The sequence below is a fragment of the Stappia sp. G46H5W genome, assembly GCF_058448995.1.
In genome coordinates this window covers 474,518-490,173 of record NZ_JBZFLL010000004.1, presented here as the reverse complement: position 1 = coordinate 490,173, position 15,656 = coordinate 474,518, and the positions used below count along the sequence as shown (strand labels likewise).

Annotated in this window: 14 protein-coding genes; 5 read left to right on the top strand and 9 right to left on the bottom strand. The window is 67.9% G+C overall.

Features of this window, described 5'->3' with window-relative positions; all coding sequences use genetic code 11:
• Positions 1–23: 23 nt before the first annotated feature.
• Positions 24–803 carry an amidohydrolase family protein gene (locus ACVJ6E_RS15115; protein WP_120269366.1) on the bottom strand — a complete coding sequence of 260 codons (780 nt, stop codon included), beginning with the start codon at positions 801–803 and terminating at the stop codon, positions 24–26.
• A gap of 87 nt (positions 804–890) precedes the next feature.
• On the opposite strand from ACVJ6E_RS15115, the gene ACVJ6E_RS15110 reads away from it, so the two are divergent.
• From ACVJ6E_RS15110 to ACVJ6E_RS15095, 4 genes are read left to right on the top strand one after another with little or no spacing between them, the layout of a single operon-like run.
• On the top strand, positions 891–1,622 hold the full coding sequence (locus tag ACVJ6E_RS15110) for a GntR family transcriptional regulator (protein WP_120269367.1): 732 nt from the start codon (positions 891–893) through the stop codon (positions 1,620–1,622).
• A 29-nt stretch (positions 1,623–1,651) separates the two neighbouring features.
• The gene (locus ACVJ6E_RS15105; protein WP_185925932.1) at positions 1,652–2,608 is read left to right on the top strand and encodes a tripartite tricarboxylate transporter substrate binding protein; all 957 of its coding nucleotides are present in this window, start codon (positions 1,652–1,654) and stop codon (positions 2,606–2,608) included.
• Position 2,609: 1 nt separating this feature from the next.
• Positions 2,610–3,056 (top strand): tripartite tricarboxylate transporter TctB family protein, encoded by a 447-nt coding sequence (locus tag ACVJ6E_RS15100; RefSeq protein WP_120269368.1) that lies wholly within the window; start codon positions 2,610–2,612, stop codon positions 3,054–3,056.
• Position 3,057: 1 nt separating this feature from the next.
• Complete coding sequence (locus ACVJ6E_RS15095) at positions 3,058–4,566, top strand: tripartite tricarboxylate transporter permease (RefSeq protein WP_120269369.1); 1,509 nt, start codon at positions 3,058–3,060, stop codon at positions 4,564–4,566.
• 252 nt (positions 4,567–4,818) lie between these two features.
• Here the strand turns inward: ACVJ6E_RS15095 and ACVJ6E_RS15090 are convergent, their stop codons facing one another.
• The 7 genes from ACVJ6E_RS15090 to ACVJ6E_RS15060 form a co-directional block, all read right to left on the bottom strand.
• Positions 4,819–6,234 carry a M20 family metallopeptidase gene (locus ACVJ6E_RS15090; protein ID WP_491676478.1) on the bottom strand — a complete coding sequence of 472 codons (1,416 nt, stop codon included), beginning with the start codon at positions 6,232–6,234 and terminating at the stop codon, positions 4,819–4,821.
• A 1-nt stretch (position 6,235) separates the two neighbouring features.
• On the bottom strand, positions 6,236–7,819 hold the full coding sequence (locus ACVJ6E_RS15085) for a gamma-glutamyltransferase (protein WP_120269371.1): 1,584 nt from the start codon (positions 7,817–7,819) through the stop codon (positions 6,236–6,238).
• 42 nt (positions 7,820–7,861) lie between these two features.
• Positions 7,862–8,767 (bottom strand): ABC transporter ATP-binding protein, encoded by a 906-nt coding sequence (locus ACVJ6E_RS15080; RefSeq protein ID WP_245165474.1) that lies wholly within the window; start codon positions 8,765–8,767, stop codon positions 7,862–7,864.
• A gap of 113 nt (positions 8,768–8,880) precedes the next feature.
• Positions 8,881–9,867 (bottom strand): ABC transporter ATP-binding protein, encoded by a 987-nt coding sequence (locus ACVJ6E_RS15075; protein ID WP_120269373.1) that lies wholly within the window; start codon positions 9,865–9,867, stop codon positions 8,881–8,883.
• A 5-nt stretch (positions 9,868–9,872) separates the two neighbouring features.
• Positions 9,873–10,772: an ABC transporter permease gene (locus ACVJ6E_RS15070; RefSeq protein ID WP_120269374.1), complete on the bottom strand. Its 900-nt coding sequence runs from the start codon at positions 10,770–10,772 to the stop codon at positions 9,873–9,875.
• 6 nt (positions 10,773–10,778) lie between these two features.
• Positions 10,779–11,696, bottom strand: a complete 918-nt coding sequence (locus tag ACVJ6E_RS15065) for an ABC transporter permease (protein ID WP_067219642.1) — start codon at positions 11,694–11,696, stop codon at positions 10,779–10,781.
• 176 nt (positions 11,697–11,872) lie between these two features.
• A complete protein-coding gene (locus ACVJ6E_RS15060) occupies positions 11,873–13,369 on the bottom strand; it encodes an ABC transporter substrate-binding protein (protein ID WP_245165111.1) in 1,497 nt (498 codons plus the stop codon).
• A gap of 195 nt (positions 13,370–13,564) precedes the next feature.
• Between ACVJ6E_RS15060 and ACVJ6E_RS15055 the strand changes: the two genes are divergently transcribed.
• The gene (locus tag ACVJ6E_RS15055; protein WP_120269376.1) at positions 13,565–14,341 is read left to right on the top strand and encodes an IclR family transcriptional regulator; all 777 of its coding nucleotides are present in this window, start codon (positions 13,565–13,567) and stop codon (positions 14,339–14,341) included.
• A gap of 48 nt (positions 14,342–14,389) precedes the next feature.
• On the opposite strand, the gene ACVJ6E_RS15050 is transcribed toward ACVJ6E_RS15055, so the two are convergent.
• Complete coding sequence (locus tag ACVJ6E_RS15050; protein ID WP_120269377.1) at positions 14,390–15,655, bottom strand: four-carbon acid sugar kinase family protein; 1,266 nt, start codon at positions 15,653–15,655, stop codon at positions 14,390–14,392.
• Position 15,656: the final 1 nt, after the last annotated feature.

Below are 15,656 nucleotides of genomic sequence, written 5' to 3'. Positions count from 1 at the left end.
AGCGGCAGCTCGCCAAAGACCCCTCAGGCGAGGGAAAGGCCGTAGAGCGCCTTCACCGCCGCAGCATCGTCGCCGATACCGAAGGCCTCGCGGCCGGCGGCCGCGCGGTCGTAGTCGGTGATGGCCTCGTGCTGGGTGTGCGGCCAGTCCGTGCCCCAGACCACATGGTCCGGCGGCAGCAGCTCAAGCAGCGCGCGGGCATGCGGGGCGACATCGACCGGCGAGCGGTAGGGAGCGGAGAATTTCACGAAGAGACCCGACAGGTCGCCGGCCTGCGCCAGCGCGCAAAGCCAGGGATCGCGGGCCGGATCCGCCTCCTCCGGCAGGCCGAAATGATCGACCACGACAGTGACGCCGCGCGACAGCAGCGGTCCGACGATGGCCGGCAGGCGCGGCCCCTCCAGCTGGATCTCCAGATGCAGGCCGCGCTCGCGCAGGTGCTGAAGCAGCCCGGCGACGGCCGGGCTCTCCAGATCGGGGAGCGGCGCCCCGCGCACCAAGTTCCAGCGGATGCCGCGAATGCCGGCCGCGACCAGCGCGTCCAGCGCGCCCGCCTCGACATCGTCCGGCACCACAGCGACGCCGGCAAAGCGTTGCGGATCGAGCCGCGACAGGGCATCCAGCAGCTGGGAATTGTCGAAGCCGAGAAAGCTGACCTGGACGATGACACCGCCGGAAAGGCCGTGCCGCGCCATGCCGGCCTGCCAGCCGGCGAGCGGCGCCGGCACCGCCGGCACGTAGCGCGCACCGCGCGTCGCGGTCACTTCCTCATAGACATGAACGTGGCAATCGAACCGGATCATCCGCAACTCCCGAGAAGAATTCATATATATGACTAGTTGACTGAATGGGTCAACATCCGCTAAGGAAGATGCGCAGGAGGAGACGGAATGGCCCACAGGATACCCAGCGCGGACGAGCGGCTGCCGGCCTATGCGAGGCTGCGCGACGCCCTTGCCTCCCGCATCGCCAGCGGCGAATGGGGTCCGAACCACCCGATCCCTTCCGAGGCGCGCCTGGCGCGCGAGTACGGCATCTCCATCGGCACGGTCCGCAAGGCGGTCGACGGGCTGGTGGCGGAAGGCCTGCTGGAACGGCGCCAGGGCTCGGGCACCTATCTGCGCCGCCCGTCCTTCGACGCGACGCTCTTCCGGTTCTTCCAGGTGCGCGGCCCCGACGGCGCCCCCTCCTCCATCCCGACCAGCGAGTTGATCCTGCGCGCCCGCACCACGGCGCCGAAGGAAGCCGAGGCGGCACTCGGCACCGGTGACGTCATCGGCATCATCCGTCTGCGCTCCCTGTCGGACGAGCCGGTCCTCTTCGAAGAGCTCTACATCCGCGCGGATCGCTTTGCCGGCTTCGAAAGCCTGCCCGACAGCGCCTTCGGGCCGTTGCTGTATCCGCTCTACTTCGAGCGCTTCGGCGTGCTGGTGAAGCGGGCGACGGACGACCTGTCCTTCGGCCGCGCCGACGAGCAGGTCGCCGCCCGGCTGAAGCTGAAACCCGGCGACCCGCTGGCGATCATCCGGCGAACCGCCTTCGACATCGACGGAACGCCCGTCGAGTGGCGCATCGCCCGCGGCAGTGCCGCTCAGTTCCACTACCGCAGCGAAATCGGCTGACAAAAGCCGCCTCACGGGAGAGAAACAACATGAAAATCAACAAGATCATTGTCGCAGCAGCCCTGCTCGGCTGCACCTCCATGCCCGCTCTTGCCGACTATCCCGAGCGCCCCATCGAACTCACCATCCCGGCCGGTGCCGGCGGCGGCACCGACACCAGCGCCCGCAAGCTGGCCCTGCTGCTGGAAGAGAAGCTCGGCACCTCCATCGCCGTGCTGAATGTCGGCGGCGGCGGCGGCTCGGTCGGCGCCTCGCAGTTCATGCAGGCCAAGCCCGACGGCTACGCGCTCTTCGCCACCTGGAACAGCCCGCTGACCACCGTGCCGCAGGTCCAGAACGTCGCCTACACGCTCGACAGCTTCACGCCCATCGCCTCGACCTCCGAGACGGCCTACACGCTGTGCGTCCATCCGGAGTTTCCGGCCGAGACGGGCGAAGAGTTCCTGGCCGAGCTCGCCGCCAATCCGGACAAGTACACCTACGGCAACGACGGCATCGGTGGCACGATGCAGCTGGCGGCCGAACGCATCTTCCAGGCCCGCGGCATCAAGGCGGTCGCCATCCCGTTCGGCGGCGCCGGCGAGACGCTGCAGAACTTCCTCGGCAAGCATGTCGACATCTATGGCGGCTCGATCTCGCCGGTCCTGCCTTACGTTGAGTCGAAGGAAGCCAAGTGCCTCGTCGTGACCTCGGCCGCGGACGTGCCGGCGCTGCCGCAGGCGGCCGGCCTCGAAAGCCTCGGCCTCGGCGACAAGGAGACCCTGCTGTGGCGGGCGATCCTGGGTCCGAAGGGTCTCGACCAGGCCATCGTCGACAAGCTCGCCGCCGTCATCGACGAGGCGGTCAACGATCCGTCCTATGTCGAGTTCCTGGCCTCCAAGGGCGAGGTCCCGAACGTGGTCAAGGGCGAGGCGCTCGGCGAGCGGCTGAAGGCCGAGTTCGACGCGCTGGCCGTCGTCTCCAAGAACCTGGGCCTGGCGAAGTAAGATGGAGCGCAGCCAGGACCTGGCCCTTGGTCTGCTCTTCGCGGGCCTCGGCCTGGCGGCCGCGTGGCAGGCCGGCTCCTATCAGGGAGCCGGCGGCACCTACCCGATGGTGCTGGGTCTGGTCCTGGCGCTGTGCGGCGCTCTGGTGATGCTGCGCGCCGCCCGTTCGAAAACCGATGCGCCGCGGCGGCTCGTCGACGTGCCGGCCAACCTCGTGAAGGCGCTGGCCGCCGGCGTGATCTACGTGGCGCTGATCCTGCCGCTCGGCTTCTACACCGCCTCCGCGCTGCTGATGCTGGCGCTGCCGCCGGTGCTGGGCTTCCGCCGCCCGCTCTACACGGCGATCGTGGCGGCAAGCTTCGTCGCGCTGGTCTGGATCGTCTTCTCGCTGGTGCTCAACAAGCCGCTGCCGCCCGAGCTGTGGGCCGCCTCGCGCCTTGGAGGCTGAGATGGACTTTTTCCTGAACGCCGCCTCCGCCGTGATGGCGACCGGGCCACTGGTCGCCATGCTGGGCGCGACGCTGCTCGGCGTGCTGATCGGCGCCCTGCCTGGCCTCAACCCGGTCATGGCCATCGCCCTCTTGCTGCCGCTGACCTACTCGATGGACCCGCTGGTCGCCCTTGCGATGGTCGCCGGCATCTACAACGGCTCGATGTATGGCGGCGCGATCCCGGCGATCCTGCTGCGCATTCCGGGCACCCCGGCCTCCATCGCCACCACCTTCGACGGCTTCCCGATGGCCGAGAAGGGCGAAGCGGCCAAGGCGCTGAAGATCGCCTGCTGGTCGTCGGCCATCGGCGGCATCGCCAGCGCGCTGGCCCTGATGACCGTCGGGCCGCTGCTGGCCCGCGCGACGCTCTATTTCGGCCCGGCCGAATATTTCTGGATCGCCATTTTCGGCATGGCCTCGGTCGGCGTCATGGTCGGCAGCGACCCAGTCAAGGGCATCATGGCGGCGGTGCTCGGTCTGCTGCTCGGAACGGTCGGCATCGACCAGCTGTCGGGCCAGGCGCGCTACACGTTCGACCAGCCCTGGCTGCTCGGCGGGCTCGACCTGGTGGTCGTGCTGGTCGGCCTCTACGCCTTGCCGCCGGTGCTGCAACTGGCCGAAAAGTGCGACTTGAAAGGCCTTTCGGCCGCCCAGCTGCGGCTTTCCAGCGTGCCGTTCCGCAAGGGCGAGGTGCGCGGCCTGCTGCCGACCTGGGGCCGCTCGTCGCTGATCGGCATCTTCGTCGGCATCCTGCCGGGAGCGGGCGGCAACATCGCCGCGTTCCTGAGCTACAACGCCGCCAAGAACGCCAGTTCCAAGCCCGAAAGCTTCGGACAGGGCAACCCGCAAGGCGTGGCGGCGGCCGAATGCGGCAACAACGCCGATAATGCCGCCTCGATGATTCCGGCGCTGACCCTTGGCATTCCTGGCAATGTGGTCGCCGCGTTGGTGCTGAGCGCGCTGATGATCCACGGGCTGCAGCCGGGGCCGCAGCTGTTCCACCAGAACCCGGTTCTGGTCGGCGGCTTCATGATCGAGATGCTGCTGACCTCGGTGTTGATCCTGTTGGTGGGCGGCGCCGCAGCGACACGAATTTTCGCGCAGATTCAAAGGCTTCCGGGCGTGCTGCTGGTGCCCTCGATCCTGGTTCTGATGTGCGTCGGCGTCTATGTGATCAACGGACGGCCGGTCGACCTGTGGGTGATGCTGGCGGCGGGTGCTGCCGGCTACCTGCTCGAAAAGCTGAACGTACCGCTGGCGCCGATCATCCTGGGCATGATCCTGGGACCGATGGCCGAGCAGAGCGTGCGCCGCGCGCTGCTGATCAGCCGGGGCGATCCGGTGGAGCTGCTGACGCGGCCGATCTCGGCGGTGCTGGCCGCGGCGACGCTGGCAATGATCCTGTGGCCCGTAATGAAGGCGCTGAAGCGCCGCCGCGCCAAAAAGATGAGCGAAAACAACGGGTAGTCGAAATTCGAGAATTTTCGAGACGGATTTTGCAAAATCTCGAGAAATCTTGACGCAAGCGCTCTCAATCGTCTCAAAAAACAACGCCCGGACGGGACCCCGTCCGGGCGTTGTCGTGTGCGGGGATATCTGACGCTTATCCCCGCCAGCAGTTTTCCAGTAATCCCCGCCGGTCCGACCCGTGGCATGATGGCGACGGATCGGACGAGCAGGTTTGCCGACTGAAGCGGCGGCGTCTCAGGCGGTCGCTTTTCAGGCGGTCGCTTCGGCCGTCTTGCCGGCGCGGGCCGCGTTCGCCTCGCCGATGTCCCAGAAGAGGCCGGCCATCATCGCCAGCGCTTCGCGGGTCATGGAATGGAGCGCGTGCTCGTTCGGCGCGTGCTGGGAGCAGCCGGGGTAGGAATGCGGCACCCAGACGGTCGGCAGGCCGAGAATGTCGGCGAAGGTCTCGTTCGGCAGAGAGCCGGCGAGGTTCGGCAGGATCGCCGGCTTCTTGCCCGTAGTCGCCTCGATGGAGGTCTTGACGCGCGTGACCCAGGGATGGTCGGGGTCGAGGCGCGTTGCATGGAAGAAGCCGCGGTCGGCCGGGACGATCTCGACCATCTGGAAGCCGTTGGCATCGAGATGGCGACGCAGCGCCGGCAGGATGTCGTCGGGATCGGTGCCGACCACATAGCGCAGCTGGCAATGGGCATGGGCGCGGCCCGAGATGGCGTTGACCGGAGCGGACGGCACGCCGCTGGTCTGGGCGAGAATGGCGAAGCTGTTCCAGCCGAAGACGCGCTCGGACGGGGTGAGGCTCTCCTCGCCCCAGTCGGTGTCGACGGTGGGTCCGTCGAAACCGCCGACCGGGCAATCCTTCAGCGCCTCGCGCACGGCCGGCGTCAGGCTGGTCGGGCGCCACTCCGGCACCTGGATCTGGCCGCGGCGGTCGGTGATGGAGGCGAGCGCATGGGCCAGCACCATGGCCGGGTCGCGCAGCAGCCCGCCCCAGTTGCCCGAATGGTGGGCGCCCTCGCGCAGCTCAACGCGCAGGTCGAAATTGACCGCGCCGCGCGAGCCCATGAACAGGGTCGGACGGTCGGGATGCAGGCGCGGGCCGTCGGAGGCGATCAGCACGTCGGCGGCGAAGGTCTCGCGATTCTGCGAGAACAGCTCGGCAAGACCGGGCGAGCCGCATTCCTCGCCCATCTCGATGATGATCTTGCAGTTGAAGCCGAGCGAGCCGCGCTCCTCGAGAATGGTACGCAGCGCCGCGATATTGATGCAGTGCTGGCCCTTGTTGTCGGCGGTGCCGCGCCCGTAGAGCTTGTCGCCCTCGCGCACCAGGCGGAAGGGATGCAGCCCCTCGCGCCACTGGTCGGTCTGGGCGCGGATGACGTCGCCATGGCCGTAGGTGAGCACGGTCTCGAAGGCCGGGTCCTCGATGCGCTCGGCGAAGAGGAAGGGCACGGACGGGTCAACCGGGTTGGTCATGATGCGGCAAGTGAAGCCGAGGCCGGTGAGCTTCGGCTCCATCTCCTCGACGAGGTAGCGCATCAGCTCCGAGCGGCGGGACGGATCCTGGCTCTCGGTCTCGAAGGCGAGCATGCGGGCGAGCTCGGTCTCGTAGCCGCCGCTCGAAAGGAAATTGTCGATGCGCGCGATGACGCTCTCACGGTTTGCCACGTCAGGCTCCCTCGGTTTCGGGCACGGCGTCGCCCCATGGCGACATGATCTCCGTGCACCCCATGTTGATGCCGTCCTGCCGCAGCACGCCCGCCGGGCAGGCGAAGGCATACGGGAAGACGGTGCGGCGGGTGGCCGTCACCGGATGGACGGCGGACAGCGCAGACACGACCGACTGCGGCAGCGTCTCGTCGGCGAGGATCGCCCCGCCGCCGCTGTTGTCGATGCGCGGCTGGTGGAAGGCCCCTTCCAGGGACATGTCGAAGTCCATCAGGAAGGAGGTGAGGTTGAGCACGGCCGGCAGGATCTTGCGGCCGCCGGACGCGCCGATGGCGAAACGCCGGCCATCCTTCTCGCCGATGGCCGGGCAGACGTTCATCAGGCAGGCCTTGTTGGGCGCCAGCGAGTTCGGCTTGCCGGGCTCCGGATCGAACCACATGATGCCGTTGTTCATCAGGAGGCCCGTGGACGGCGAGACGACGCGCGAGCCGAACACCGCCAGCAGCGTCTGGGTGACGGCGCACATGTTGCCGTGCCGGTCGACGACGCTGAAATGGGTGGTGCAGGACGGGGTGCCGGAGCCCTCCGCCTCGCCCGTGTCGCCCATTTCGCGCAGGCGCCGCTCGTAACTGGCCGACAGGGCGCGGGCCATCTCGGAATAGCTGGTGCCGTCCGGCGCGGAGGACGGCGTGAAGGCGGCCTCCATCATCGCCAGGCATTCGACGAGATTGGCGCCCGCCGTCAGGCCGCGCGCGGCATGGATGGTGCCGCCGCGATAGGAGGTCTCCAGCGCGGGAGCGAGCACCGCCCGGTAGGCGGCAAGGTCGGCCTGCGACAGCGAACCGCCCTTGGCCTGGACGTCGGCGGCCATCGCCGCGGCGATGTCGCCCTCGTAGAAGTCGCGCGCGCCGGCCTCGGCAATACGCCGCAGCGTGCCGGCCAGCCGGGTCTGGTCGAGCCGCAGGTTGGGAACCGCGGTCCAGCCGGAGGATTTCGGCCAGATCCCGTCGTCGAGGAACATGGCCGCGGCATCGGGATCCTTGGCGAGCTCGCGCGCCACGGAGGAGATGATCAGCGAGGCATACCAGTCGACCAGCATGCCCTCGGCGGCAAGGTCGGCCGCCGGCATGACGAGGTCCTTCCACCCCATCCGGCCCCAGGTGGCATGCGCCAGTTCCATGCCGGCAACGGTGCCGGGAACCGCGATCGCCGTGGCGCCCTGGACGTTGCGGTCCTCGACCACGGACGGCCAGGGGAAGAGGTCGTTCGACTTGCCCGCACCCGACAGCGGGTAGTCGGCCGGATCGAGGGCGGCGGGCGAGCGCATGCCGAAATTGATGCTGTGCGCCTTCTGCTCGTCCTCGCGCCACAGGACCATGGCGCCGCCCCCCGCAGGGCCGCTCATCCACGGCTCCAGCACGCCGACGGCGAAGGAGACGGCAACGGCCGCATCCACCGCATCGCCCCCGGCGGCCAGGACGGCGGCGCCGGTCTCGGCGGCCACCCGGTGCTGGGAGGCGACGACGCCGCCCCTGGTCTCGATCACATGCTTGCGCACGGACTGGGTGCGCGAAAGATTGCTCATGGGCGGCTCCTCACCACAGACGGGACGACGGTGCGGCGATGATCAGCTGGCGGGCGCCGCGTGCAGATGGCAGTCGACATGGCCCTGAGGCCCGGCGACATGAGGGGGCGGGGTGGTCTTGCAGATGTCCATGACCTTCGCGCAGCGCGGATGGAAATGGCAGCCGGACGGCGGGTCGATGGGGTTGGGATAGGTCGCGCCGAGATGGGTGTCGGGCACCGAAAGGTTCGGGTCCGGCGTCAGCACGGATTCCAGCAGCGCCTGCGTATAAGGGTGGCGCGGGCCGGCGAAGAGCTCGGACGCCGGCGCCTCCTCGACGATCTTGCCGAGATACATGACGGCAACGCGCGTCGCCAGATGCTCGACCACCGCCAGATTGTGGCTGATGAACAGATAGGTGAGGCCCAGCTCCTCGCGCAGGTCGCCGAGCAGGTTGAGGATCTGCGACTGCACCGACACGTCGAGCGCCGAGGTCGGCTCGTCGCAGATGACGATTTCCGGGTTCATCACCAGCGCGCGGGCGATGGCGACGCGCTGGCGCTGGCCGCCCGACAGCTGGTTGGGATAGCCGCGCAGCACGCGCTGCGGCAGGCCGACGAGATCGAGCATGCGTGCAACGGACTTGGCCCGCGAGGCGCTGTCGCCGATCTTGTGGACCACCAGCGGCAGGGCGATGATGTCCTCGATGCTCTTGCGCGGGTTGAGCGAGGAGTACGGGTCCTGGAAGATCGGCTGGATGCGCCGGGCAAGCACGGTGCGCTCGCGCGCGGTGACCTCGCGCCCGTCGATCAGCACCTTGCCGGAGGTCGGCGCCTCCAGACCCAGCAGGATCTTGGCGAGCGTGGACTTGCCGCACCCGCTCTCGCCGACGAGGCCGAGCACGTCCTTGCGGTGGATCTTCAGGTTGACGCCGCCGAGCGCATGCAGCGGCTTGGGGGCGGAGAACATGCCCTGCTTGACCCGGTAGGTCTTGGTGACGCCGGCGAGTTCCAGGACCGGAACGGCGCCGGCCTCCGGCGTGAGGGCTTCGCTCTTGCCGGCTTCGGTCGTCGTGGTGGGGCTCATGACGGCGCTCCTGCCTGGACCTCGTGGATGCAGCGATACATGTGATCCTCGCCGGTCCGGCGCACCGGCACCTGCGAGGCACACACGGCCTCCGCCACGTCGCAGCGCGAGCGGAAGGCGCAGCCTTCCACCTGGCCGATCAGCGAGGGCACGATGCCCGGGATCGAGCCGAGATGCTCGCCGGGCTTGGTCTTGCCCGGAACCGGGATGCAGCGCAGCAGGCCGCGGGTGTAGGGATGGCGCGGGTTCTCGAAGATCTCGCGGGCGCTGCCCTTTTCCACCACCTCGCCGGCATACATCACCACCACCTTGTCGGCGATGCGGGCGACGACGCCGAGATCGTGGGTGACCAGGATCATCGCCATGTTCATCTCGCGCTGGAGATCGGCGAGCAGGCGCAGGATCTGCGCCTGGATTGTGACGTCGAGCGCGGTGGTCGGCTCATCCGCGATAATCAGCTCCGGCTCGCACATCAGCGCCATGGCGATCATGACGCGCTGGCGCAGGCCGCCGGAGAGCTGGTGCGGATACTGGGAGAGCCGGCTTTCCGCCGCCGTGATGCCGACCTTGCCGAGCAGCTCGATGGCCCGGGCCCGCGCCTCGGCGCGGCTGACCGGACGGTGCAGCTGGAGCGCCTCCATCAGCTGGTCGCCGATAGTGTAGGCCGGGTTGAGCGAGGTCATCGGCTCCTGGAAGATCATCGCCATGCGGTCGCCGCGCAGGGCGCGCATGGCCCGCGGCGACTGCTTGCGCAGGTCGATGCCGGAAAAGTTCAGCCCGGCCGCGTTGCAGCGCATCTTCTTCGACAGAAGGCCCATGATGGCGAGCGAGGTCAGCGACTTGCCGCTGCCGCTCTCGCCGACGATGCACAGGGTCTCGCCGCGCTTCAGCTCGAAGTCGATGCCGCGCACCGCGTGAAGGGTGCCCTGCGCCATCGGGATGTCGATGGTGAGGTTGTCTACCTTGAGGACAGGTTCGCTCATGGATCTCAGCCCCTGTTTTCCGGTGCGGTGACGTCGCGAAGCCCGTCGCCGAGAAGGTTGATGGCCAGAACCAGGATGAACAGCGCGACGCCCGGAATGGCGATCAGCCAGGGCTCGAACAGCATCATCTGCTTGCCTTCCGAGATCATCAGGCCCCAGGACGGGGTGGGCGGCTGCACGCCGAGGCCGAGGAACGAGAGCGCGGCCTCCAGCAGGATGGCGTGGGCCATTTCCAGCGTCGCGACGACGATCAGGTTGTTGACCACGTTCGGCATGATCTCGCGCAGGATGATGCGCCGGGTCGAGCAGCCGATGGCCTTTGCGGCGTTGACGTATTCGAGGTCGCGCACCTGCAGCACGGAAGAACGCATGACCACCGCGAACCGGTCCCACAGCAGCAGGCCGAGGACGCAGACCACCACCTGCAGCGAGCCGCCGAGGATGGCGACGACGGCCAGCGCCACCAGCACCACCGGCATGGCCAGGCGCACGTTGATCAGGAAGGTGACGACGAGGTCCACCCGGCCGCCGAAATAGCCGGCGGCAACGCCCATCGCCGTGCCGATGAGGCCGGAGATCAGCGCCGCGAACAGGCCGATGGCGAGCGAGATGCGGGCGCCGTAGAGCAGCCGCGCGAGATAGTCGCGGCCGAGGAAGTCGGTGCCCAGCAGATGGTTGGGGTCGGCGCCCGGCATCCAGAACGGCGGCTTCATGCGCGCCAGGAGGTCCTGGGCATACGGATCGTGCGGCGTCAGCAGCGGGGCGAACAGCGCCAGCGCGACGATGATCGCAAGGACGACGACGCCGAAGACGAGACCGTAGTGACCGAAGATGCGCTTGCGCAGGATCGCGGCCGGGCTCGGGGTGCGGAGGTCTTCCGCGACGGTTTCGATGGTGCGTGCCATGTCGGATCAGCCCACCCGGATGCGCGGATCGAGCCAGGCATTGACCAGATCCGACAGGAACGTGAAGACGATGTAGAACAGCGAGAAGATCAGGATCAGCGCCTGCACGGTCGGCAGGTCGTTGCGGGCGATCGACTCCCAGGCGAGATAGCCGGCGCCATGCAGGGCGAAGATGGACTCCACCACGATGGAACCGCCCAGCATGAAGCCCATCTGCACGGCGGCGAGGCTGACCACCGGCACCACCGCGTTGCGCAGCGCATGCTTGAACATCACCCGCGTCTCGCTGGCACCCTTGGCCCGCGCGGTGCGGATGTAGTCCGCGTTCAGCACCTCCAGCATGCCGGCGCGCGTCAGGCGCATGATCGCCGGCATGGCGTAATAGCCGAGCACGACGGTCGGCATGATGAAGTGCTTCCAGGTCGCCGAGCCGGACGGCGGCAGCCAGCCGAGCTGGATCGAGAAGACGACGATCAGCACCAGGCCGAACCAGAAGCTCGGCATCGCCTGACCCATCACCGACAGGAACAGCGCGGTACGGTCGATCAGGGAGTTCGGGCGCATCGCCGCGGCAACGCCGAGCGGAATGGCGGTGACCAGCGCGAAGGAGATGCCGCACACGCCGAGCAGCATCGTCGTCGACAGGCGCTCGCCGATCAGTTGGGCGACCGGCACGCGGAAATAGTAGCTCTGCCCGAAATCGCCCGACAGCGCGCCGAACAGCCAGTCGGCATATTGCACGAGGAAGGGCCGGTCGAAGCCGTAGAGGACGCGGATCGCCTCGATGTCGGTGGCGGAGGCGTTCTCGCCGGCAATGGCCGAGGCTGGATCGCCGGACATGAACAGCAGGCTGAAGCTCAGCAGCGACACGGTGAAGGTCACCAGAATGGCGAGCCCCAGCCGTTTCAGGGTGAACATAAGCATCTCGGGTTCCGATCGTCAGGCGGCCGCGGCACGCGGGGGGCGGAGCGAAACGGGCTCGCCAATACCCGGAAGACCGCGCTCCCTTGCGGGGTGCGGACGGCCGGTCACGGCAAGCTGCGAAAGGCACGATCCGCGCCCGGCGAGAGGAAGGCCGGGCGCGGTTCGCGGCTTGGCGCTTAGTTCCAGCGAACGTGGAAGAAGCGCACGACCTCGTCCGGGGTCGGGGTGAAGGTGGCCTCCTTCGTGAACACGTAGTTCGCGTTGTAGGAGAACAGCGGCACCCAGTAGGCCTCGTCGGCGATCTTGTTCAGCGCCTTGGAGTAGTTCTCCTTGCGCACTGCCGGATCGACCGAGGTGTCGGCGACGTTGAGCCACTCCAGGACCTCGTCGTCACGGGCGAAGTCTTCCTTGCCGTGCTTGAAGAACTGGCTGGTGATCGCCGAGGCGTCGTTGACCGAGTAAGAGCCCCAGGTCTGGAAGCTCATGCTGGTCTCGCCCTTGTGGCGCATGTCGCGCAGGGCCGAGTACTGCAGGAACTTCAGGTTGGCCTGGATGCCGACATTGGCGAGGTAGGACAGCATCGCCTCGGCATAGGGACGGTCGCGATAGGCATAGAAGTCGACCGAGAAGCCTTCCGGATAGCCGGCTTCCGCGAGCAGGGCCTTGGCCTTCTCCGGGTCGAACTCGTACTTGGTCACGTCCACGTCGCAGCCGAACTGGCTCGGGAAGCAGGCCGAGTGCACGACCTTCGAGGCGCCCTTGAGCAGGTTGTCGACGATGGCCTGGCGGTCGATCGCATGGGCGATGGCCTGACGCACCTTGGTCTTGGTCATCGGGTTGTCGGCGCCGCTGCGGCCCGCAGCGTCGAGCTCCAGATAGCCGACGCGCATGGTGCTCTCGTTGACCACGTTGACGCGGTCCATCATCGCCAGCTTCTCGGCCTGATCGGCCGGGACGCCCCAGATGAAGTCGAGGCCGCCGCTGAACAGCTCGGCGAGCTGGGTGTTGACGTCGGGAATGGTGCGGATGTCGATGGTGCCGATGCTCGCCATGCCCTTCGGGCCGCCGTGATAGCCCTCGTACTTCTTCAGCACGAAATGCTTGCCGGGCTCGACGCTCTCGACCTGGTAGGGACCGGTGCCGACCGGCTTCAGCGCCATGCCGGCGGGACCGGCCTCGGCGTAATACTCGTTCGGATAGATCGAGACCGGACCGGCGAGATACTCGAGCGCGGCCGGGAACGGGCCATTGGTGAAGATGCGGACGGTGTACTTGTCGACCTTTTCCGCGCCCTTCATCCAGTTGACGTTGCGCTGGACGACGACGCCGTTCTCCGGCTTGGCGACGAACTCGACCGTGTAGACCACGTCGTCGGCGTCGAACTCCTCACCGTTGTGGAACTTGACGCCCTCGCGCAGCTTCAGCTCCAGCGTGGTGTCGTCGACCCAGGTCCAGGAGGTCGCGAGGTTGCCCTCGTACTCGCCGGTTTCCTGGTTGAGATAGAGCAGGCCGTCCCAGATGGACCGCTGCAGGATCACGCCCTCGCGGGCGGAATTGAAGTAGCTGTCGACCGATTCCAGTTCCTTGGTGAAGGCGGCGTTCAGCGTGTCATTGGCCTTGTCGGCCATGGCGCTGCCGGCAGTCATGACGACGGCCAGGGCAACGGTGCTCATCAGGAGGCGTGTCTTCATCTGCTCATTCAACCGGCGCGGCACCGGTCCCTCTGGTTTTCGATTATTATATAATAATACGTTTGACCGTATTATGGTTGAGCGTATTGTCCAGTTTGGAACGTGTCAAGAATCCAAACCTCACGCTATCCGCAAGATTCTTGCGCGAAAGACGGAACGAAGGAACAGGGGAGGTCTATGCCGAAGGGAAAGCAGGACACTTTGTTCGTCGGCTCGCTCGACAAAGGCTTGCGGGTGCTTAGCCTGTTCAACGAGCACAACACGGTGCTGGGCCTGACCGAGATCGCCGAGCTGACGGGCCTCGACAAGAGCGCGGCGCAGCGGCTGACCAACACGCTGCACAAGACGGGCTACCTCAACAAGGACCCGGAATCGCGGCGCTACAGCCCCTCCATCAAGTTCCTGGAGCTGGGCAACGCCTATCAATGGGCCGACCCGCTGGTGCAGCTCGCCATGCCCAAGGCTATCGAGCTCGGCCGCACGCTCGGCGAACGGGTCAACGTGGCGCGGCTCGCCGGCCAGGAGATCGTCTACGTGATCCGCATCCCGACCCAGCTCACCGCCTTCGGCGCGATGGTGGCCGGACGCCGGCTGTCGGCGCTGACCACCTCGAGCGGGCGGGCGATGATCGCAAGGCTGAGCGAGGCCGAGCGCAAGGAGGCGGTCGAGACCTGGCCGATCAAGCCGCTGACGCCGAAGACGACGACGGACCGGAGCAAGATCGCCGAGGCCATCGAGGAGGCGGTCGCCTATGGCTACGGGCTGACCCACAGCGAGAACATCATGAACGAGATCGGCATCGCCGCACCGATCATGTCCGGCGACGGCCGGCCCGTCGCCACGGTGCAATGCTCGGTTTCCAGCATGAAATGGAGTGTGGAGAGGGTGCGCGGGGAACTGGCCCCGCACCTGATCGAGGTCGCCAACTCGATCCACCTGCCGCGCGGCGCATAGGGCCGCGCCTCATGTCCTGCACGGTGACGCGCGCCTGCGCGCGTCACGTCAGGCGGCGAACCGGTCGAAGAGGTCGAGCGGGCCGACCTGCCCGCCCTTGAGCAGCAAGCGCATGCCCTCCAGCGGCGTGCCCGGCGCATGGCCGCGGCATACGGCAACGCCGGAGCCGGCGCGCGCCTCGAAGGAGAGGCTGTCGAAGCCGAGCCGGCGCACCACCGCACCCGAGGTATCGCCGCCGGCGACCGCCAACGCGCCAACGGGATGCAGCGCCAGGATGCGCGCGGCAAGCTCGGCAAGGCTTTCGGACAGCGCATCGGGCGCAAGACCGTAATCCGCCTCCGGATCGAGATGGGCGAGCACGTTGGTGCCGGCGGCGAGCATTTGCGCGCAGCGCGCGGCAAAGATCTCCCGCCCCTCGCCCGCAATGTCCGAGGCGCGCAAGACGAGGCGCGTGTAGCGTGTTGCCGCCGCGACCTGGGCCGCCGTCGCCGCAGAACGGCTGCCGGCAAGCGCAAGGCGCGACCCGGCAACCGGTCCGAGCGCCGAGGCACCGGACCCCGTTCCCGCTGCCTTGCCCGCAACCGCCTCGGCAACGCCGCTGGCCCCGACCAGCAGCAGCGGCCGGCCGTGGGTTTCCAGCAGCGACAGGGCAAGGCCCAGCATCTCGATATCCGTATCGTCGACCGCATCGACCAGCACGCGGCGCCCGCCGCCCTCGGCCATGGCCGAAAGATTGGCCGCCGCATCCGCCAGCTCGGGCCGCGCCAGCAACGCCAGATCGCCGAGCCCTTGCGCGGCGAGATGACGGCGCAGGTCCGCCTCCCCCATCGGCGTGACCGGATGCCGGCTCATCACCGGGTGGCGGTCGATGCGATGCACCGCCCCGTCGGGCGCACGCGCGAACAGCGTGCCGAACAGGCAGAAGCGCTGCAGGCTGGGCTGGCCGCCGAGGATGACGGTGAGCGCCGGCGACAGCTCCTCCTCCAGCACGGCGACAGCCGCGCCGACATTGCCCACATGCGGGGCGGAATCGAAGGTGGAGCAGATCTTGTAGTGCACGAAGCGGGGCTGGCGCGCGCGCACCAGCGGCATCAGGGCGCGCAGGCGCGGCTCGACGATGGACGGCGCGCAGGCACGAAAGTCCGTGGCGATGCCGACGGCCGGAAACGCCCCCTGCCCGCGCGGCGTCTCGGGCAGGCGGGACAGCGAGGGCCCTTCCACGCACAGGCGGGCGGCGATGCCCGCCTCGGCCAGCGTCGCCAGCGTGTCGGACGCACCGGTGAAATCGTCTCCGATGAAGACGTAGCCGCTCATG